The following is a 20,124-nucleotide window of genomic DNA, read 5'->3' on the forward strand; positions in this document are numbered from 1 at the left end:
CAGCCCGGCCCGGTGCTGGCCGAGCTGCGCTGGGCGCACCTGCTGGATGACCCCATCAGGCGCTGGCGACCTCTTCGACGCATCCTTCACAGTATCCATTGATCGCCGTTTTCTAAACAAAGGCGACCGAGGCATACTCCATTCACATTGACGCAAAGCGCAGCGTGCGCTGCACGGCCACCATGAGGATGGAGGCGTGGTCTTCTTCGGGAAAGAGGCGGAAGGCGACACGCGACGCGTCCAGCCACCGCGCCAGGTCGGCCGCCAGTTCGCGCGCGCTGGCCACCATGCGGCGCTGCGCCCGGCGGGCCACCAGCTGCTCGTAACCCGGGTGCTGCCGCTGCCAGGGCGGCACGGCCTCTTCCCATTCGCCCACGGCCAGGAACACGCGCGGAAGCGCATCCAAGCCCCCACGCTCCCCGGCTTCGCCTGGTCCGCTGCCCCCCGGGGGGGCCGTGCCTGGCTCGGGAGCGGCCCTGCGCTGCGGCAGATCGCCCCCACGCTCCCCGGCTTCGCCTGGTCCACTGCCCCTGCGCCGGGCGCCCCCCGGGGGGGCCATGCCTGGCTCGGGAGCGGCCCTTCGCTGTGGCAGATCGCCCCCACGCTCCCCGGCCAGCGCAGCCTGCAGCGCGGCGCGCAAGCCCGCTTCGTCCCACCAGATCGAGGGGCTGATGGCGGCCCAGGTGCGGAAGGCCTGCGGCCGCGCCGCCAGCGCCTGCAGCACGAAATGCCCGGCCAGCGAATGGCCGAACAAGGTCTGGCGCGCGGGGTTCAGCGGCAGCTCGCGGCACAGCTGCGGCATGAGCGCGTCGGCGATGAAGGCCAGGAAATCGGCCGCGCCGCCAGCGCTGCCGTCTGCCGGGGGGGCCTCGTTCGCGGGCGGGCCGGCGGTGTAATCGCGCCGCCGCAGGCTGTCGGCAAACAGCGCGTCGCCCTCGTGCGCGATGCCGATCACGGCAGCGGGCGCGATGCCGGTGGCATCGGGTCGGCGGCTGGAGCGGCGCACGGCCTCGACGAAGGTGCCGAACAGCGCGTTGGCGTCGAGCACCACCAGCGCGTCGAAGCCGCCGGGTGGCGCGTCACCGGGCGGCAGCCACACCGTCACCTGGTAGCGCGCGCCCTGCGCCGACTGCAGGCGGCGCACCTGCGTGCCGGGCCAGGTCAACGCGGGCCAGGGGGCCGGCCCGGCATTGGCCGCCAGGGGCGTCACCGGTGCCGCTGATGCCGCGCCGGGTGGCAGCGGTCGGGCCGTTGGTGGGCCGCTCATGCCGCCGCCTCGGCCGGCAGCACGTCGTCCACCATGATCTGCAGGCCGCCGCGCGAGCAGTGTTCGACGCGGGCCTGCACGCCATAGACGCGCGCCAGCGTGGCCGGGGTGATGGCCTCGGCCGGCGTGCCCATGGCCACCACCGCGCCTTGCGACAGCATGACCACGCCATCCGACCAGCGCGCGGCGATCTGCAGGTCGTGCAGCACAAGGATGGCGATCATGCCGCGCTCGCGCGCCAGCTCCTGCACCAGCCGCATCACGCGCAGCTGGTGCTGCAGGTCGAGCGCACTGATGGGTTCGTCGAGCAGCAGCACACGCGGCTCGCGCACCAGCGATTGCGCGAGCGAGACGAGCTGACGCTGCCCGCCCGAGAGGTGGTCCAGCCCTTCCAGGGCCAGGTGCAGGATGCCCACACGCTCGAGGATGGCGACGGCGCGCTGCTCGCTGGCGGCGTGCGAGGCGGGGCCCGCGCCCACGGCCGGGTCGCCGGTGGCCGAGGCCCGCAGCGCCCCCAGCACGCTTTCCAGCACGCTGAGCGCCACGCCTTGCGGCAGGGTCTGCGGCATGTAGGTCACGCGGCGGGCGTGCTCGGCCAGCGACAGGCCGATCAGCTCCTGCACGCCCAGCCGCACCGAACCCGTGGCCGGCTGCAGGCCAGCCAGGGCGCGCATCAGCGTGCTTTTGCCGGCCGCGTTGGGGCCCAGCAGCGCGTGCACCTCGCCGGGTCGGAAGGTGGGCAGGTCCACCTGGCGGATGATCTGGCGGTCGCGGTAACCGGTGGACAGGCCACGCACCTGCAGCGCATCGCCGGCGTGCGCCACGGCGCCGTTCAAAGGGGTGTGACTCATGAGCGCCCCGGCGTGCGGAAGATGAGGAACAGGAACACGGGCACGCCCACAATGGCGGTGACGATGCCGACCGGCATCAGCGCGCCGGGCACCAGCGTTTTGCTGGCCACCGAGGCCAGCGACATGATGAGCGAGCCACACAGCAGGCTGGCCGGCAGCAGGAAGCGGTGGTCCTCGCCCAGCAGCATGCGCGCCATGTGCGGCCCCACCAGGCCGATGAAGCCGATGGTGCCCGCAAAGGCCACCGAGGTGGCAGCCAGCAGGCTCACGCGCACCAGGGCCAGGAAGCGCAGGCGCCCGACATCCACGCCGAAGCTGCGCGCGCGGTCTTCGCCCAGGCGCAGCGAGGTCAGCCGCCCCGCCGCCAGCAGCGAGAACGGCGTCACCAGCGCCAGCACCACGGCCAGCACCCCCACGTGCTGCCAGCTGGCCCGCGAGAGCGAGCCCATGCTCCAGAACACCAGCTGCTGCAAGGCCTCTTGCGAGGACACGAACTGCACCAGCGCCACCAGCGCGTTGAAGGCAAACACCAGGGCGATGCCCAGCAGCACCACGGTTTCCACGCCCGCGCTGCGGCGCCGCGCCATCATCTGCAGCAGCAGCACCGAGCCAAAGGCGAACACGAAGGCGTTGAGCGGCACCATCCATTCGGCCGGCACCCACGGCAGGCTCAGGCCCAGCACGATGGCCAGCGCGGCGCCGAACGAGGCCGCCGACGACACGCCGAGCGTGAACGGGCTGGCCAGCGGGTTGTTCAGGATGGTCTGCATCTCGGCCCCGGCCAGCGCCAGCGCGGCGCCCACCAGCACCGCCATCAGCGCATAGGGCAGGCGCACCTGCCAGATGATGGCCAGCTGCGGCGGCGACAGGCCCTCGCTCGACCACAGACCGCCCAGCACCTCGGCCGGCGTCAGCGCTGACGGGCCGGTGACCAGGTCGAGCAGGAAGGCCCCCGCGCACAGCAGCGCCAGCACGGCCACGATGAGCACCCGGCGCATCACCAGGCGCCGGTATAGGGCCAGCACCTCGCCCGCGCTCACCGGCGCGACCCCGGAGGACACCGCGCTCATTTCAGGCTCACCCAGCCCGCGCCCTGGTAGGGCACCGCCAGAAAGCGCTGGTTGATCTCGGCCAGCGTCTTGGCCGGGTCCACGTCGCGGAACAGCTCGGGGTGCACCCAGGTGGCAAAGGCCTCGATGGCCACGATGTCGATGGGCGAGTTGATGAGCTGGTGCGCCAGGCCGTGGGCGTTGCCGCGCTTGACGGCCGACAGCTGGGCAATGCCCTGCCGCTTGGCGATGCCGGCCAGCGAGGCGCGCGCCCGGGCGGCGTCATAGCCCGCGCCCAACACCAGGCCGCCGGCCTTGTCCAGGTGCGCGCCGCCCGTGGCGATGTAGACCTGGGGGTCGCGCGACATGACGTACTCGAGGTTCAGCTTGCCCGTGGGCGCCTTGAGCACGTCGGCGCCGATGTTGTGGCCGCCGACGAAATCGATGTACTCGCCCATGTTGCCGCGGCCGGGCGAATTGCAGCAGTCCTTGGTCATGCCGGCATGCGCCTCGAGGAACACCGTGGGGCGGTCCTTGGCGGGCAGCTTGGCCACGCGCTGGGCGATCTTGTCCAGGTGCTGCCGCCGGAAGGCGATGTAGGCGTCGGCCTTGGCCAGCCCGCCGGTCAGCTGGCCCAGGATGCGCAGGCTGCGCTCCTGGTTCTTGAAGGGGTTGTCGAAGAAGTCGATGAACACCACCGGGATGCCGGCGGCCTGCAGCTGGCTGATCTGGGCCTCGGTGGGGCCGGAGCCGACCGAGACCACCGCCACGTCAGGCGCCGCCGCCAGCACGGCTTCGAGGTTGAAGCTGCCGGCCGAGCTGGCCACCTGCGGCAGCTTGCCCAGCGCGGGAAACTTGGCCAGGTACTGCTGGTAGGTGGCCTCGCCGATGCGGTGCACGTCGCGCGGCCAGGCGGCCAACGGCTTGACCGGGTCGGCCTCGATCAAGGCCAGCGCGACCAGGAAACGCCCATCGTCGATCGAGACCTTGCGCACCTGGTCGGGCACGGTGACGGTGCGGCCGCGCAGGTCGGTCAGCTGGGCGGCCATGGCCGGCCCCGCCACCAGCAGCGATCCCACCAGGCCGCCCAGGGCCGCCGCGCGGCGCCACCAGCGGCCTGCCGCCCCCGCGCGCGGCGCGGCGACGACGCGAGACGACCCGCCCACCTGATCCGCCGCCAAGCGGTCGGCATCTCCCCGCTGCGCGCGGGGTTTCCAAAGTGCATCACACGCTCTAATCACGAACGATTCCCAATTGCAGTCATGTTCCGGATGTTGCCACAGGCGCCCTGCGCCCCCAGCCCGTGTCGGTCCAAGCCCGATCTGCGGGGCGGGCACCCGGGCCGCACGGCTTGGTTTAAAATCGAAGTTGCGAATCATTCGCATTTACGGGCGATGGTACACCCTCGCACCGCATCCGCACCGATTTTCTCACCCGGCTGACAGGGCCCGAGCCCCTGCCCTTCACGGCCTTTGCCGCCACTGCACATGCGCACGGACACCGTTTCCATCCCGGCTGCCACCGAGCTGCCCCGTTCGCCCGCCCTGCCCATGGGGCCGCTGGTCTTCGCCGCCCTGACGGGCACCATGGCGATGATGGCGTTCGTCGCCGTGGTCGGCCCGCTGGTGCGCCGCCTCGGCCTGCCCGAATGGGTCGCGGGCCTGTCGGTCACGGCCGGCGGTGTGCTCTGGATGCTGATGGCGCGCTGGTGGGGCGGTGTGGGCGACCGGCACGGGCGCAAGCCGGTGCTGCTCGTGGGCTTCGCCGCCTTCGCCCTGGCCTATGGGGCACTGGCCCTGGGCATGGACCTGGCGCTGGGCCATCAGCTCGGCGCAGCAGCCGCCCTGGTGCTGCTGGTGGCGGCGCGCGCGCTCATCGGCGCGTTCTACGCCGCCGTGCCACCCACCACCGCCGCGCTGATCGCCGACCACACGACCCCGGCCGAGCGCCCCGGTGCCATGGCCAGGCTGGGCTCGGCCAACGCGTTGGGTCTGGTGCTGGGCCCTGCCGCAGCCGGCTGGCTGGCCGGCCACAACCTGGCCTGGTCGCTCTATGCCGCGGCCGTCTTGCCGGTGATCGCCCTGACGGTGGTCTGGTTCGCGCTGCCGGGTGGCCGCACGGCCGGCGCCCAGCGGCCGCCGGGCGCACGGCCCATGGGCCTGCTCGATGCCCGGCTGCGCCCCGCAGCCCTGACCGGCTTCGCGGCCATGGGCTCGGTGGCCATTGCCCAGGTGCTGGTGGGGTTCTACGCCATCGACCGGCTGGGCCTGCCGGTGGACCAGGGCGCCCGGGCCGCGGGCCTGGCGCTGACCTGCGTGGGCGTGGCCCTCATCGTCTCGCAGCAGTTCGTCATGCGCTGCAAGGGCGTGGCGCTGGCGCGCTGGATCGCACTCGGCGCGCTGATCGCAGGCGCCGGCTGTGCCGGCGTGGCGGCCGCACACACACAGGCCATGTTGCTGGGCTGCTATGGCGTCATGGCCTTTGGCATGGGCCTGATCTTCCCGAACTTCCAGGCCATGGCCGCCAACGCCGTGCAGCCGCACGAGCAAGGCGCCGCCGCGGGCACGCTGTCTGCGGCGCAGGGCCTGGGCATGGTGCTGGGCCCCATCGTGGGCACCCTGCTGTACCGGCAGTCGCCGTCCCTGCCCTACCTGCTGGTGGGGGCGGGGCTGTGGGCCCTGGCGCTGTTCACCCACCTTCGGTTGCGTACATCCCGATGATTGAAACCAGTATCACCCCATTCCCGTTGTCATCAAAACGGCAATCGACACATACTGCTTGACACCTTCACATTCCCCACGACACCCATGCGCGAACCCCCACCGCCCTCTCCGCTGCCCCTGAGCCAGACCTGGCCACCTGAATTCGTGGCCCGCTACCGCGCCGCCGGCCACTGGCGCGGCGACACCTTCCCCGCCATGCTGCGCGAGCGCGCCCAGCGGTTTGCCACGCGCACGGCCGTGGTCGCCGGCGACGAGCGCTGGACCTACGCCGCGCTGTGGCAGCGGGCCGAGCAACTCGCCGCCGGCTTGCTCGCGCACGGCCTGCAGCCGGGCGACCGCGTGGTGGTTCAGTTGGGCAACACGGCCCATTTCTACGCCGTGGTCTGGGCGCTGTTCCGCGCCGGGCTGGTGCCGGTCTACGCGCTGGCCGCGCACCGCATCACCGAAATCGCCCACTTCGTGCGCAAGGCCGAAGCCACGGCCTACATCACGCTGGACCGCCTGGACGGCTACGACCACCGGCTGCTGGCGCGCGAGCTGCAGGCCTTGCCCGACGTGCCCACGCTGCGCCATGTGCTCATCGCGGGTGATGCGGCCGAGTTCACCGCCCTGGCGGCGCTGCAGGGCGACGCCGCCCTGCTGCCCGCCACCGACCCCGATCCCCAGTCGGTCGCCTTCCTGCAGATCTCGGGCGGCTCCACGGGCCTGTCCAAACTCATCCCGCGCACGCACGACGACTACATCTACAGCTTCCGCGCCAGCAACGAGATCTGCGGCATCACGCAGGACTCGGTCTACCTCGTGGCCCTGCCGGCCGCGCACAACTTCCCCATGAGCTCGCCAGGCGCGTTCGGCGTGTTCCACGCGGGCGGCACCGTGGTGCTGTCGCCCTCGCCCTCGCCCGACGTGGCCTTTGCCTTGATCGCGCGCGAACGCGTGACCGACCTGGGCCTGGTGCCGCCGCTGGCCCTGCTCTGGGCCCAGGCCGCTGCCACCACGCAGCACGACCTCTCCAGCCTGCGCGTGCTGCAAGTCGGCGGCGCCAAGCTCACGCCCGAGGCCGCGCGCCGCGTCATCGCCGGCCTGCCGGTCAAGCTGCAGCAGGTGTTCGGCATGGCCGAGGGCCTGGTCAACTACACGCGCCTGGACGACGACGAGGACACCCTCCTCACCACCCAGGGCCGCCCCATCAGCCCCGACGACGAGGTGCTGGTGGTGGACGACGCCGGCCAGCCCGTGCCCGACGGCGAGGTCGGCTACCTGCTGACCCGCGGGCCCTACACCATCCGCGGCTACCACAACGAACCCGCAGCCAACGCCCGCTCGTTCACGGCCGACGGCTTTTACCGCACCGGCGACATGGTGCTGCGCAAGCCCGGCGGCTACCTCGTCGTGCAGGGCCGCGCGCACGACCACATCAACCGCGCCGGCGAAAAGGTGTCGGCCGAGGAGGTCGAAGACCACCTGCTGGCCCATCCCCAGGTCTTCGACGTGGCGGTGGTCTCCATCCCCGACGACTACCTGGGCGAGCGCAGCTGCGCCTTCGTCATCCCGCGCGGCGACACCCGGCCGCGGCCACCCGAGATCAAGGCCTGGATGCGCACGCGCGGCGTGGCGGCGTTCAAGATTCCCGACCAGATCGTGTTCGTCGAGGCCTTCGACATCACCGCCGTGGGCAAGACCAGCCGCAAGGAGCTGCGTGCGCGCCTGCGTGCCGAGTTCCTGAGCCAGCAAGACAGCCAGTAAAGCAACACCATGAGCACTTTCACCCTGGAACGCATGCGCGCCGACGTGGCCCGCATGCTGCGCGAAGACCCCGAGGCCATCGGCCTGGACGACAACCTGATGGACTGGGGCCTGGACTCCATGCGGCTGCTGGACCTGTTCATGGCCTGGAACGCCGACGGCCTGAACGTGGACGTGATGGAAATCGCCGCCGAGACCTCGCTGAACGGCTGGTGGCGCCTCATCCAGCAGCGCCAGCCGCAATGACCTGAGGAAGCCGCGTGTCCGTGTCTGCTGAGCCCTTGTCCACCCTCGAGCCCCCCGCCGAGCCCCCGCGCTGGCCGCTGACCGAAGCCCAATCGGGGCTGTGGTACGCCCAGCGGCTGGACCCCGGCAACCCCAGCTTCAACTGCGCCCATGCGCTGTGGATCACGGGCGCGCTGAACCGGCCCGCCTTTGCCCAGGCCTGCGCCCAGGCCGCCCGCGAGTGCGAATCGCTGGCGCTGGTCCTGCGCGACACCCCGGCCGGGCCCGAGCAGTGGCTGGACCCGGCGCGCAGCCCGGCCCTCGAACACGTGGACCTGAGCCAGGCCGCCGACCCCGAGGCCGCCGCGCGGGCCGCCATGCAGGCCGACCTGCTGACCCCGCTGGACCCCACGCGCGACCCGCTGGGCCGCCAGATCCTGTTCACGCTGGGCGAGCAGCGCTTTGGCTGGTACCAGCGCGCCCACCACCTGGCCACCGACGGCTACGCCATGGCGCTGTGGAGCCAGCGCGTGGCCGAGCTGTATGCGCTGCAGCTGGCCCCGGGCACGGCGCGCCAGCCGCTGACGCCGTTCGCCGCCGTGGTGGCTGACGACCTGGCCTGGCGCACCAGCGCCAAGCGCGCGCAGGACGCGGCCTTCTGGCGCGAGGCCTTCACCCCCATGCCCGAGGTGGCCGGCCTGGCCGCCGGCCGCGCCGTGGCCGCCCACCACTGCCACCGCCTGGCCACCGCGTTGCCGCCCGGCCTCTACGCCCAGCTGCGGGCGCAGGCCACGCAGGCCGACCTGGGCTGGCCCGATCTGCTGACGGCCCTCACCGCCCTGTACTGCCAACGCATGGCCGGCGCCGAGGCCACCGTGCTGGGCCTGCCCTTCATGGGCCGCCTGGGCAACGTGGCCGCGCGCGCCAGCGCCATCACCATGAACGTGCTGCCGCTGACCGTGGCGGCCCGGCCCGAGCAACCCCTGGCCGAGTTCATCGAGGCGCTGGCCACCGCACAGCTGCGCGCCCGCCGCCATGGCCGCTACCGCAGCGAACAGCTGCGCCGCGACCTGGGCCTGCTGGGCGGCCAGCGCCGCCTGCACGCCGCCCTCATCAACGTGCAGCCCTTCTACCAGCCGCTGGTGCTGCCGGGCCTGGACACGCGGCTGGACGTGCTCGGCACCGGCCCCATCGACGACCTGACCCTGGGCTTTCGCGGCCACGGCCCGCACCTGGCGCTGGAGGTCGAGGCCAACCCCGACCTCTACCCGCTGGCCGCGGCCCAAGCGCACCTGGCGCGCCTGCCGCATTTCCTGCAGGCCGCGCTCGACACCCTGGCCCGCGGCGGCACCACGGCCGATGTGCCGCTGGCCAGCCCCGAGGAGGCCCAGCGCCACCTGGTCACGCTGAACGCCACCGACCACGCCGTGCCAGCCACCACGCTGACGGCACTGATCGAGGCGCAGATGGCGCAGCGCCCCGACGCCATCGCGCTCGAGTTCGACGGCCAGACGCTGAGCTATGCCGAGCTGGATCGCCGCACGCAGGCCCTGGCCGGTGCCCTGCGCGCGCGCGGCGTGGGGCGCGACAGCCTGGTGGCCGTGGCGCTGCCGCGCTCGCTCAAGCTGCCCGTGGCGCTGGTCGCCGTGCTGCGCGCCGGCGGTGCCTACCTGCCGCTGGACCTGGCGCACCCGCCCGAACGCCTGGCGCGCGTGGCGCAGCTGGCGCAGCCGCGGTGCGTGCTGGTGCGCCCCGAGGACGCCGGGCGCCTGCCCGCCACGCTGCCGCAGCTGCACCCGCAGGACTGGCCGCTGCAGACCGACCCAGCCGGTGCGGCCACCACGGCACCGGCGCCGCGGGACGCCGCCTACGTCATCTACACCTCGGGCTCCACCGGCGAACCCAAGGGCGTGCTCATCGAGCACCAGGCCATCGTCAACCGGCTGGAATGGATGCGCACGCACTACGGCTTCCAGCCCGGCGAGCGCATCCTGCAAAAGACGCCCGCCACCTTCGACGTCTCGGTCTGGGAGTTCTTCCTGCCGCTGATCACGGGCGCCACGCTGGTCGTTGCGCCGCCCGAGGCCCACCGCGACCCCGCCTGGCTGGCGCGGCTCATCCGCACGCAGCGCATCGGCACCTGCCATTTCGTGCCGTCCATGCTGGCCGCCTTCCTCGCCCACCCCGATGCGCGCGGTCTCGTGCTGCAGCGCATCTTCTGCAGCGGCGAAGCGCTGCCCGCTGCCTTGCGCGACCGCCTGCACGCCACGCTGACCAGCGAGCTGCACAACCTCTACGGCCCCACCGAGGCCGCTGTGGACGTGAGCTGGTGGCCGGCCTCGGCCGACGACCGCAGCCACCCCGTGCCCATCGGCTTTCCGACCTGGAACACGCGCCTGTATGTGCTGGACGCGCAGCTGCGGCCACAGCCCCCGGACGTGCCTGGCGATCTGTACCTGGGCGGCGTGCAGCTGGCGCGCGGCTACGTGGGGCGCGACGACCTCACGGCCGAGCGTTTCGTGCCCGACCCGCACCGGCCCGGCGAGCGGCTCTATAGAACCGGCGACGTCGCGCGCTGGCGGCTGGACGACGGCGCCGTGGTCTTCCTGGGCCGCAGCGACCACCAGGTCAAGCTGCGCGGCCTGCGCATCGAGCTCGGTGACATCGAAGCCGCCCTGCAGGCCACCGGCCTCGTCGCGCGCGCCGAAGTCCTGCTGCGCCAGGACGCGGCCCACGGCGAGGGCGGCCGCCTCGTGGCCTATGTGCAGGCTGCCCCCGACACGGGCACCGATGCCGACGACCTGGCAACCCGGCTGCGCCAGCGCCTGGCCGCGCGCCTGCCCGACTACATGGTGCCGGCCGCCATCGTGCCCCTGGCCGACTGGCCCGTGACCGCCAATGGCAAGCTCGACCGCCAGGCCTTGCCGGCGCCCGTGCTGGCCGGCGCCGACCATGCCTCGGGCCGGGCGCTGGCGACCCCCACCGAGCAGGCCCTGGCGGCGCTGTTCGCCGAGTTGCTGGGCCTGCCGCCCGGCACCGCGCTGGGCAGCGAGGCCGATTTCTTCAGCCTGGGCGGCGATTCGCTGGCCGCCGTGCAGCTGCTGCTGCAGATCGAAGCACGCTGGCACCGCAACCCCGGCCTCGGCGCGCTGTTCGAGGCGCCCACCGTGGCGGCCCTGGCCGCCGCCATCGACAGCGAACAGGTGCGTTTCGACAGCGGGCTCAAACCCCTGATCCAGCTCGCGGCGGGCGACCCGTCCCGGCCGCCGCTGTTCCTCATCCACCCGGCCGGCGGCATCGCCTGGGGCTACCGCCTGCTGGCGCGCGCGCTCGCAAACCCCAACGCGCAAGCTGGCGCAGATCGGGCCCTGGACCAGGCCACCGGCGGCCGCAGCGTGTGGGGCATCCAGTCGCCCGCGCTCGACCCGGCCCAGCCGCTGCCCCCCAGCATTGACGCGCTGGCCGAGCGCTACGCCAGCCTCGTGGACGAGCTGTCCCGAGGCCCGGCCGGCGCGGGCCCCGTCCACCTGGCCGGCTGGTCGGTGGGCGGCATCCTGGCGCAAGCCGTGGCCGTGGCCCTGCAGCGCCGGGGCCGGGCCGTGGGCCTGGTGGCCCTGCTGGACGCCTACCCCGCCGACTGCTGGCGCCACGAACCCGAGCCCACCCCCCAACAGGCGCTGCGCGCGCTGCTCGCGATCGCCGGCTACGACCCCGAAGGCCACCCCGAACTCGAGACCCAGGATCAGCTCATCGCCTTCCTGCGCGCCGGCGACAGCGCTTTGGGCAACCTGCCGCCCGAGGCCCTGGCCGGCGTGGTGCGCGTGGTGACGGACACCAACCGCCTGATTCGCCAGCACACGCACGCGCCCATGGCCGGCACGCTGACCCACATCCGCGCCGCGGCCGACCACGCCGACAAACCCCAGCTGCAGGCCAGCACCTGGGCACCCTATGCGCAGCGGGTCGACGCGCTGGCCGTGCCGCTGCTGCACGCGCAGATGACGGGCGCCGAGGCCACAGCCTGCATCGCGCCGCTGCTGCAGGCCCGCCTGCGGGCCTGGGACGCGGGCGAACCGCCGCCCTGCGCACTGAACGGCGTACCGAATGGCGTGCCGAATGGCATGCCAGACGGCAACCCGGACGGCGCTTCGCCTGGCGTACCGGATGGCAAGCCAGTCGGTGAGTCAGTGGCCACGGCGCCGGCTTCGGCCGCAGGCTTGTCCGCGCGAGCGCCCATCACCTAGCAGTATCCACCCTTTGCCGTTTTTTCATGAACGGCAACAGACCCATACCCCAATTTTTTTTCATTTCGAGAACGCACCGATGCAACTCACGGGATTCGACGGGCGCCTGGCCCTGGTGACCGGCGCCGCCGGCGGCATTGGCCAGGCGCTGGTGCGCCACCTGCTGGCCGCCGGCTGCACCGTGGTCGCCACCGACGTGGCGGCCATTGACGTGGCGGCCATCGACGTGGCGGCCCTTGATGCGGCCACCACGCTGGCCGGCCGCCCGCCCGCGCAGGCCGCCCGCCTGCTGCCGCGCGCGCTGGACGTGCGCAATGGCGATGCCGTCACGCAGCTGGTGCAGCAGATCGAGGCCGAGCACGGCGCCATCGACATCGGCGTGAACGTGGCCGGCGTGCTCTCGGGCACACGCGTGACCGAGACCAGCGACGCCGAGTGGCGCCGCGTGTTCGCGGTGAACTGCGACGGCGTCTTTCACCTGGGCCGCGCGCTCGCGCAGGTCATGCAGCCGCGCGGACGCGGGGCCATCGTCACCGTGGGCTCGAACGCCGCCGGCGTGCCGCGCCACGCCATGGCCGCCTACGCCGCCTCGAAGGCGGCGGCCCACATGTTCACGCGCTGCCTGGGGCTGGAGCTGGCGCCGCACGGCATCCGCTGCAACATCGTGGCGCCGGGCTCCACGCTCACGCCCATGCAGACCGGCATGTGGGCCGACGAGCACGGCGCCGAGCGCGTGATCGCCGGCCTGCCCGAGCAGTACAAGGCCGGCATCCCGCTGCGCAAGCTGGCCACGCCCGACGACATCGCCCACGCCGTGATGTTCCTGCTCTCCGATCAGGCCGGCCACGTCGCCCTGAGCGACCTGTACGTGGACGGCGGCGCCACGCTGCGCGCCTGACGCCGCGACCCCGTGACCGCCCGCCTCTGCGCCATCGCCATGCCCGCTCTCTCGACCGCCAGCGCGCCCGCCACCCCCGCGCCCCGCCCGGCCCCAGGCGCCAGCCCGGTGCTGCTGCACGGCCAGCACGCCAGCCTGCTGGGCCGCCCCCTGGGCCCGGTGCTGGCCGCGCCGGCCGCGGCGCTGGGCGTGCAGGCCGCGGCGCTGCTGCCCACGCTGGCGCCCCAGGCCCGCCTGGCGGGCGCCCTGCCCTTTGACCGCACGGCCGCCAGCCACCTGCAGGTGGTGCAGGCCCAGACCAACCCCGCCGCGGTGCAGGCCTGGGTGCAGAATCAGGCCGAAATCAGCAGTACTTCCCCATTGCCGGTATCCAATGAACGGCAATCACCCCATACCCTGGACTGGTCCTTGACCGCCGAGCCCAGCCGCGCGGCTTACGAAGCCAGCGTGGCCCGCTGCGTGCAGCGCCTGCGCGACGTGCCCGCGTCTGGCGAGGCCCTGCACAAGGTGGTGCTGGCGCGCACGCTGCTGGCCCAGGCCAGCCAGGCCCTCAACCCCTGGTGGCTGGCCCAGCGCCTGGGGGCCGACCCCCATGTGCTGCGCTATGTGGCGCCGCTGCCGGTGGCCGCGGGCGACGCGCCGGCCTGGCTGGTGGGCGCCACCCCCGAACGCCTGCTGGCGCGCCGCGGCCGTCAGGTGCTCAGCGAGCCGCTGGCCGGCTCGGCCCCGCGCCTGGCCGACGCCAGCGCCAGCCGCGCGCAGGCCGAGGCTTTGCAAGCGTCGGCCAAGGACCAGCAGGAGCACCGCTACGTCGTGCAGGCCATCGCCGACCTGCTGGCGCCGCTGTGCCGGCAGCTGCGCGTGCCACCGCAGCCCACGCTGCACGCCACGGCCACCATGTGGCACCTGGGCACCCGCATCGAGGGCGAGCTGCGCGACCCCTCGCCCCATGCGCTGGCGCAGACCTCGAGCCTGGCGCTGGCCGCGCTGCTGCACCCCACACCCGCCGTCGGCGGCACGCCGCGCGCGCCAGCGCTGCAGGCCCTGGCCGAGCTGGAACCCGTGCCGCGCGGCTTTTACGCCGGCGCCGTGGGCTGGTGCGATGCGCACGGCGATGGCGATTGGCACGTCAGCCTGCGCTGCGCGCGCGTGCAGGGCGCCCGTGCGCGCCTGTTCGCCGGCGCGGGCATCGTGGCCAGCTCGTCGCCCCAGGCCGAAGCCGCCGAAACCCGCGCCAAGTTCAACGCCATGCTGCACGCGCTGGGCGTGCGCGTGCCGCCGCTGGATGCGCTCTGACCGCCCAGCCAACCATCGGCATTCCTTGTTCTCACCCCTCACCATGACCGACACCCCCGACCAGCCCGCCCGCAGCCTGCCCCGCATCCCCGCCTATGCGCTGCCCGGCGCCAGCGACCTGCCCGCCGCACGCGGCCCCTGGCGCCTGCAGCCGGCGCGCGCAGCCCTGCTGGTGCACGACATGCAGCGCTACTTCCTCTCGGCCTTCGGCGATGCGCCCAGCCCCATCCCGGCCGTGATCGCGCACATCCGCCAGCTGCTGGACTGGGCCCATGCGCAGGGCGTGCCGGTGTTCTACACCGCGCAACACGGCAACCAGGACCGGCGCGACCGCGGCCTCCAGGCCGACCTGTGGGGCCCCGGCATGCGCGCCCTGCCCGAGCACGAGCCCATCGCCGACGCGATTGCCCCGGCCCCGGGCGACATCGTGCTGACCAAGCACCGCTACAGCGCGTTTCAGCGCAGCAACCTCGAAACGCTGATGCGCGCACGCGGCCGCGACCAGCTGGTGATCTGCGGCGTCTACGCCCACATCGGCTGCCTGGCCACGGCGGTCGAGGCGTTTCAGCGCGACATCGAGCCCTTTTTCGTCGCCGACGCGCTGGCCGACTACTCGCGCGAAAAACACGACCAGGCCATCGCCTGGGTCGCGGCCACCTGCGCCGTGCCCTTGACCACCGCCCAGGTGCTGGAGGCCGCATGAACGCCGCGCGGAGCCGCACGTCGCCCGACGGCGCAGGGCGCCAGACCGGCGCACGCCGCAGCACGCGGCAGGCAGCGCACGCCATGGCCGCCCACCATGTTCACCGGTGCGGGCGGGTCACTTGCTGGAGCCAGCCATGAGCGCCACCCTTTCGGCCGACGCCGGCAGCCCCGCGCGCGCCTTGGACGCCCGCAGCCGCTGGGGTGTGGTGGCGGCCTGCACGGCCATCATGCTGGCCGAAGGCTTCGACCTGCTGATCTACAGCAACGCCATCCCGTCGCTGCTGATGGACCCGGCCATGGCGCTGGACAAATCGGGCGCCGGCGTGGTGGGCAGCATGGCCTTCGCCGGCATGCTGGTGGGCGGCCTGGCCGCGGGCCGGCTGGTGGCCTGGCTGGGGCTGGCGCGCGTGGTGCTGGCCGGTTGTCTGGTGTTCACGGCGGCCACGGCGGCCGTGGCCCTGACCGGCAGCGCCTGGCAGCTGGGCGCGCTGCGCCTGCTGGCCGGCCTGGCGCTGGGCCTGGTGCTGCCGGCGGCGCTGGCGCTGGCGCGGGCCCACGTGCAGCAACGCCACGGCGCGCTGGCCATCAGCATCGTCATGTCGGGCATGCCGCTGGGCGGCATGCTGGCCGCGCTGGTGTCGCGTGAACTCATCCCCGCGGGCGGGTGGCGGCCGCTGTTCCTGGCCGGTGGCGCGCTGGGTCTGGTGCTGGCGGCAGTCGTGGCGCCGCTGGTGATCCGCGCGGCGCGCCAGCTGGCGCAGGACGCGCTGGCGCCTGAGGGCCCATGGCGTGCGCTGTTCACGCGCGCCAGCCGGCCGGTGCTGGCGCTGGGCACCCTGGCCACGCTGGCCGATCTGCTCACCTGGTACGGCATCAGCACCTGGCTCACCCAGCTGATGCGCGAGTTCGACATCCCCTTTCAGGGCGCCATGCAGCTGATGTTCACGCTCAACATCGGCGCCATCGCCGGCTCGCTGCTGACCGCCTCGCTGGCGATCCGCCTGGGCACGCGGCCGGTGGCCATGGCGGCGGGGCTGGTGGCCAGCGCCTGCCTGCTGGGCATCGCCTCGCGCGCGCTGCCGGGCTGGGGGCTGTTCGCCGTGGTCGCCTTGCTGGGCATGAGCGCGATCAGCGCGCAAAACCTCGTCAACGCCCTGGTGGCCGACGCGTTTCCGGCGCCGCACCGCGCGGCCGCCATCGGCATGACGCTGGGCATCGGCCGCCTGGGTGCGGTCATCGCGCCCATGCTGGGCGGCCAGATCCTGGCGGCCGGCCATGGCCCGTCGTGGGTGCTGCTGGCGTTTGCGGCCTCGGCCCTGCTGGGCACGCTGCTGCTGCTGGGCCTGGGCCGCACGCGCGTGCGCGACTGCCTGGGCAGCCTGTCTTGAGGGTGGCTGCGTGCACGCCCTCGATCTGATGCAGTATCGTGCCATTGCCGTTCTTTACAAAAAAGCGATGGCACCATACCCCCAATCACCCCTGTCACCCGGAGCCCACCCATGCACGCCCCCTCCCGTCGCCGCTTTGTGACCACGCTGGCCGCCAGCGCGGCCCTGGGGTGTGCCCCGGCCGCGCGCGCCGCCGAGGGCTGGCCCAGCCGCCCCCTGACCCTGATCGTCAACGGCGGCCCGGGCAGCCTGCCGGACATCTTCGCGCGCCCGCTGGCCGAGCGCCTGCGCGCCGCGCTGGGCCAGTCGGTGGTGGTCGAGAACAAGCCCGGTGCTGGCGGCATGGTGGCCATGACGCAGCTCAAGCAGGCGCCGCCCGACGGCCACACGCTGGCCCTGGTCACCAACGCGCACCTGGTGTGGAACCCCTTCGTCTTTCCGCGGCTGACCTATGACCCGGTCACCGAGCTGCAGCCCATCAGCCCCCTGGCGGTGATCCCGATGGCGCTGGTGGTGCCGCCCCGGCTGGGGGTGAGCAGCCTGGCCGAGTTCATCGCCCTGGCGAAGCGCAGGCCGGGCGAGCTGAACTACGCCTCGTCCGGCAACGGCAGCCCGCCACACGTGCTGTTCGAGATGCTGCGCGAGCGGCTGGGCGTGACCCTGGTGCACGTGCCGTTCAAGACCGGCACCGAGGCGCTCACCGCCGTCGCGGCGGGCGACACCCAGGTGTATTTCGCCGGCACCGCGCTGGTCGAACCGCTGGTCAAGGACGGGCGGCTGCGGGTGCTGGCCGTCAGCCCGCAGGTCAGCGCGCCCACGTTCGCCGACGCACCCACGCTGCAGGCGCTGGGCTACCCGGGCTACGAGGGCGCCGTCTGGCTGGGCCTGGCCGCGCGGTCCGGCACGCCGGCCGCGGTCATCCAGCGCCTGAACGCCGAGGTGGCCCAGGCCTTGAGCGACCCGGCGCTGAAGGCGGCCCTGCTGGCGCAGGGCGCGCTGCCCGACCACGCCAGCCCCGCCGCCCTGGCCCAGCGCATCGCCGCCGAACGCCGCACCTGGGGTCCGGCCATCCAGCGCCTGGGCATCCAGCCCAGCTGATCTGGTCCAATCCCGACATCGACCGCCTCCACGGGCACGCGCAGTCCGCCACGGACGCAGCCCCCAAGCCGCCCGCCACGCCGTTACACCGCACACAACCATACCCATGAACCTGATCGACGCCATCACCGCCCAAGCGCCCGAACTGCAGCGCATCCGCCGTGACATCCATGCCCACCCCGAGCTGTCGTTCGAAGAAACGCGCACGGCCGACCTGGTGGCCGAGCTGCTCACCCAATGGGGCATTCCGCTGCACCGTGGGCTCGGCGGCACCGGCGTGGTCGGCATCCTGAAAAACGGGGATTCGCCGCGCACCGTGGGCCTGCGCGCCGACATGGACGCGCTGCCCATGACCGAGGCCAACCAGTTCGCCCACGCCAGCCGCCACCCCGGCAAGATGCACGCCTGCGGCCACGACGGCCACACCACCATGCTGCTGGGCGCCGCACAGGAGCTGGCGCGCACGCGCCGCTTCGACGGCACGGTCTACCTCATCTTCCAGCCCGCCGAAGAGCACGGCGGCGGCGCGCGCGAGATGATGCGCGACGGCCTGTTCGAGCGCTTTCCCATGGAAGCGGTGTTCGGCATGCACAACATGCCCGGCATCCCGGCCGGGCACTTCGCCGCCTCTGCCGGGCCGGTGCTGGCCTCCAGCAACGAGTTCCGCGTGGTGGTGCGCGGCAAGGGCGGCCATGGCGCCATGCCGCACCTGGCGGTGGACCCCATCCCCGTGGCGGGGCAGATCGTGCAGGGCTTCCAGACCATCATCAGCCGCAACCGCAAGCCGTCGGAGACCGCCGTCATCTCGGTCACCATGATCCACGCGGGCGACACGCCCAACGTGATCCCCGACACCTGCGAGCTGCGCGGCACGGTGCGCACCTACACGCGCGAGACCCTGGACCTGGTGGAGCAGCGCATGGGCGAGATCGCCCGCGGCACCGCCGCCACCTATGGCGCCGAGTGCGACTTCGAGTTCACCCGCCTGTACCCGTCCACCGTGAACCACGAAGCCGAAACGGCGTTTGCGCGCGAGGTGCTGGCCGATCTCGTCGGCCCCGAGCGCCTGCTGGTGCAAACCCCCATCATGGCGGCCGAGGACTTTGCCTTCATGCTGGAACAGGTGCCCGGCAGCTACGCCTTCATCGGCAATGGCGACGGCGACCACCGCGAAGCCGGCCACGGCCACGGCCCCTGCCTGGTGCACAACACCAGCTACGACTTCAACGACAGCCTGCTGCCCATCGGCGCCAGCTACCTGACCCGCCTGGCCGAGCGCTGGCTGGCCACGCCGCGCGGCTGAGCCGCGGGGCACCAGTGGCGGACCGGGTCGGCGCAAGGCGCCCGCATCGCCAGGTCGCGCGTTGCAGATGGGCGAGCTGTCCGTCAGCCGCGTTGCCCCTCGACCGCACCCGCCGCTCACCCGGCGCTCCAGCCTGCACGCGACGCCCACGCCACCGCAAGCCACCCCGCGCAACGTGCCGACCACGCCGCATCCGCCCGTCGCCCGCCCCTTCGATTCCCCCGCATGGCCCACGCCCCCCGCAACCCCCTCGTTCCCGACCGCGACGGCGTGAGCCCGAGCTGCATCGCCACGCCGCCTGGCCCCTGGCCGCGGCTGCTGGATTTCCTGGCCGAGCGCCTGCCCGCGCTCGACCGCGCCAGCTGGGCCCAGCGCATGCAGACCGGCTGGGTGTGGAGCGATGCCGCCCAGCCGCTGGCCCCCGATGCGCCCTACACGCCGCACACCCGCGTCTACTACTGGCGCCACGCCGAGGCCGAGCCCGCCCTGCCCTGGCCCGCGCGCGTGCTGTTCCAGGACGCCCACCTGGTGGTGGCCGACAAGCCGCATTTCATGCCCGTGACACCGAGCGGCCCCTTCGTGCAGCGCAGCCTGCTGGTGCAGCTCAAGCGCGAGCTGGGCCTGCCGCAGCTCAGCCCCATCCACCGCATCGACCGCGACACCGCGGGCCTGGTCGTGTTCGCCGTGCAGGCTGCCGAGCGCGCGGCCTACCAGGCCTTGTTCCGCGACCGGAACGTGCACAAGCGCTACGAGGCCGTCGCGCCCTGGGCCGAGCTGCCTCCAGCCGCGGTTGCCGAACCAGCCGCCGCAGCGCCGCGGCCCGGCGCTGCCGCGGCCTGGAGAGGCCAATGGACGCGCCTGCCCCAGCCCCTGATGCCCGAGGCGCCCGCTGCGGGCATACCGGCAGCGGGCATACCGGCAACGGGCGTGCACGCGGGCGAGCCCACGGCCTGGTGCTACCGCAGCCGCCTGGTGCAAGACCCGCATTTCTTCACCATGCACGAGGCCGCGGGCGAGGCCAATTGCGAAACCCACCTGCAACTGCTGGCGCGGCACGGCCCCTGGGGTCGTTACGCGCTGGTTCCGCACACGGGGCGCCGCCACCAGTTGCGCGCGCACCTGAACGCGCTGGGCCTGCCCATCCGCCACGACCCCTATTACCCGCGGGTGAGCCGGCGTGCCGACGACCCCGACGACGTGCAGCACCCCCTGCAGCTGCTGGCGCAAGCCCTGGGCTTCCACGACCCCGTGACGGGGGAAGACCGCCACTTCACCAGCGGCCAGTCGCTGACCTGGCCGCCCATCGGGACCTGAGGACATCGGTGAGGGCA

Annotated in this window: 15 protein-coding genes; 11 read left to right on the forward strand and 4 right to left on the reverse strand. The window is 73.1% G+C overall.

The window, feature by feature from the left end; all coding sequences use genetic code 11:
• Positions 1–142: 142 nt before the first annotated feature.
• The 4 genes from CCO03_RS15410 to CCO03_RS15425 are packed head-to-tail and all read right to left on the reverse strand — an operon-like array spanning position 143 to position 4,348.
• A complete protein-coding gene (locus CCO03_RS15410) occupies positions 143–1,267 on the reverse strand; it encodes an alpha/beta hydrolase (protein ID WP_087282468.1) in 1,125 nt (374 codons plus the stop codon).
• Entirely contained in the window at positions 1,264–2,118 is an 855-nt protein-coding gene (locus CCO03_RS15415; RefSeq protein WP_087282470.1) for an ABC transporter ATP-binding protein, read from the reverse strand. The genes CCO03_RS15410 and CCO03_RS15415 overlap by 4 nt, the downstream gene beginning before the upstream one ends.
• Entirely contained in the window at positions 2,115–3,188 is a 1,074-nt protein-coding gene (locus CCO03_RS15420) for a FecCD family ABC transporter permease (RefSeq protein WP_087282472.1), read from the reverse strand. The genes CCO03_RS15415 and CCO03_RS15420 overlap by 4 nt, the downstream gene beginning before the upstream one ends.
• A complete protein-coding gene (locus tag CCO03_RS15425; RefSeq protein ID WP_205690319.1) occupies positions 3,185–4,348 on the reverse strand; it encodes an ABC transporter substrate-binding protein in 1,164 nt (387 codons plus the stop codon). Before CCO03_RS15425 ends, CCO03_RS15420 begins: the two co-directional genes overlap by 4 nt.
• 306 nt (positions 4,349–4,654) lie before the next feature.
• Between CCO03_RS15425 and CCO03_RS15430 the strand changes: the two genes are divergently transcribed.
• From CCO03_RS15430 to CCO03_RS15480, 11 genes are all read left to right on the forward strand, one after another.
• On the forward strand, positions 4,655–5,887 hold the full coding sequence (locus tag CCO03_RS15430; RefSeq protein ID WP_205690320.1) for an MFS transporter: 1,233 nt from the start codon (positions 4,655–4,657) through the stop codon (positions 5,885–5,887).
• An 87-nt stretch (positions 5,888–5,974) separates the two neighbouring features.
• Positions 5,975–7,636, forward strand: a complete 1,662-nt coding sequence (locus tag CCO03_RS15435; protein ID WP_087282473.1) for a (2,3-dihydroxybenzoyl)adenylate synthase — start codon at positions 5,975–5,977, stop codon at positions 7,634–7,636.
• Positions 7,637–7,645: 9 nt separating this feature from the next.
• The gene (locus tag CCO03_RS15440) at positions 7,646–7,882 is read left to right on the forward strand and encodes a phosphopantetheine-binding protein (RefSeq protein WP_087282475.1); all 237 of its coding nucleotides are present in this window, start codon (positions 7,646–7,648) and stop codon (positions 7,880–7,882) included.
• Positions 7,883–7,896: 14 nt separating this feature from the next.
• Entirely contained in the window at positions 7,897–12,105 is a 4,209-nt protein-coding gene (locus CCO03_RS15445; protein WP_236903871.1) for an amino acid adenylation domain-containing protein, read from the forward strand.
• Between the two features lie 79 nt (positions 12,106–12,184).
• Positions 12,185–13,003 (forward strand): 2,3-dihydro-2,3-dihydroxybenzoate dehydrogenase, encoded by an 819-nt coding sequence (locus CCO03_RS15450; protein ID WP_087282477.1) that lies wholly within the window; start codon positions 12,185–12,187, stop codon positions 13,001–13,003.
• 39 nt (positions 13,004–13,042) lie between these two features.
• Positions 13,043–14,299, forward strand: coding sequence for an isochorismate synthase (locus CCO03_RS15455; protein WP_087282479.1), 1,257 nt, complete (start codon positions 13,043–13,045; stop codon positions 14,297–14,299).
• A gap of 43 nt (positions 14,300–14,342) precedes the next feature.
• Entirely contained in the window at positions 14,343–15,002 is a 660-nt protein-coding gene (locus tag CCO03_RS15460; RefSeq protein ID WP_087282481.1) for an isochorismatase family protein, read from the forward strand.
• Between the two features lie 136 nt (positions 15,003–15,138).
• Complete coding sequence (locus CCO03_RS15465; RefSeq protein ID WP_087282483.1) at positions 15,139–16,392, forward strand: MFS transporter; 1,254 nt, start codon at positions 15,139–15,141, stop codon at positions 16,390–16,392.
• Between the two features lie 111 nt (positions 16,393–16,503).
• On the forward strand, positions 16,504–17,490 hold the full coding sequence (locus tag CCO03_RS15470; protein WP_087282485.1) for a Bug family tripartite tricarboxylate transporter substrate binding protein: 987 nt from the start codon (positions 16,504–16,506) through the stop codon (positions 17,488–17,490).
• 106 nt (positions 17,491–17,596) lie between these two features.
• A complete protein-coding gene (locus CCO03_RS15475) occupies positions 17,597–18,793 on the forward strand; it encodes a M20 aminoacylase family protein (protein ID WP_087282487.1) in 1,197 nt (398 codons plus the stop codon).
• Positions 18,794–19,018: 225 nt separating this feature from the next.
• Positions 19,019–20,107, forward strand: coding sequence for a pseudouridine synthase (locus CCO03_RS15480; protein WP_087282489.1), 1,089 nt, complete (start codon positions 19,019–19,021; stop codon positions 20,105–20,107).
• The last annotated feature ends 17 nt before the right edge of the window (positions 20,108–20,124 follow it).

The organism is Comamonas serinivorans, assembly GCF_002158865.1.
GTDB lineage: Bacteria > Pseudomonadota > Gammaproteobacteria > Burkholderiales > Burkholderiaceae_C > Comamonas_E > Comamonas_E serinivorans.

Coding starts and splice junctions, on each gene's coding strand:
- CCO03_RS15415 (WP_087282470.1), bottom strand. CDS start 2,118: ATGAGTCACACCCCTTTGAACGGCGCCGTGGCGCACGCCGGCGATGCG.
- CCO03_RS15420 (WP_087282472.1), bottom strand. CDS start 3,188: ATGAGCGCGGTGTCCTCCGGGGTCGCGCCGGTGAGCGCGGGCGAGGTG.
- CCO03_RS15455 (WP_087282479.1), top strand. CDS start 13,043: ATGCCCGCTCTCTCGACCGCCAGCGCGCCCGCCACCCCCGCGCCCCGC.
- CCO03_RS15450 (WP_087282477.1), top strand. CDS start 12,185: ATGCAACTCACGGGATTCGACGGGCGCCTGGCCCTGGTGACCGGCGCC.
- CCO03_RS15460 (WP_087282481.1), top strand. CDS start 14,343: ATGACCGACACCCCCGACCAGCCCGCCCGCAGCCTGCCCCGCATCCCC.
- CCO03_RS15410 (WP_087282468.1), bottom strand. CDS start 1,267: ATGAGCGGCCCACCAACGGCCCGACCGCTGCCACCCGGCGCGGCATCA.
- CCO03_RS15440 (WP_087282475.1), top strand. CDS start 7,646: ATGAGCACTTTCACCCTGGAACGCATGCGCGCCGACGTGGCCCGCATG.
- CCO03_RS15465 (WP_087282483.1), top strand. CDS start 15,139: ATGAGCGCCACCCTTTCGGCCGACGCCGGCAGCCCCGCGCGCGCCTTG.
- CCO03_RS15480 (WP_087282489.1), top strand. CDS start 19,019: ATGGCCCACGCCCCCCGCAACCCCCTCGTTCCCGACCGCGACGGCGTG.
- CCO03_RS15435 (WP_087282473.1), top strand. CDS start 5,975: ATGCGCGAACCCCCACCGCCCTCTCCGCTGCCCCTGAGCCAGACCTGG.
- CCO03_RS15430 (WP_205690320.1), top strand. CDS start 4,655: ATGCGCACGGACACCGTTTCCATCCCGGCTGCCACCGAGCTGCCCCGT.
- CCO03_RS15475 (WP_087282487.1), top strand. CDS start 17,597: ATGAACCTGATCGACGCCATCACCGCCCAAGCGCCCGAACTGCAGCGC.
- CCO03_RS15470 (WP_087282485.1), top strand. CDS start 16,504: ATGCACGCCCCCTCCCGTCGCCGCTTTGTGACCACGCTGGCCGCCAGC.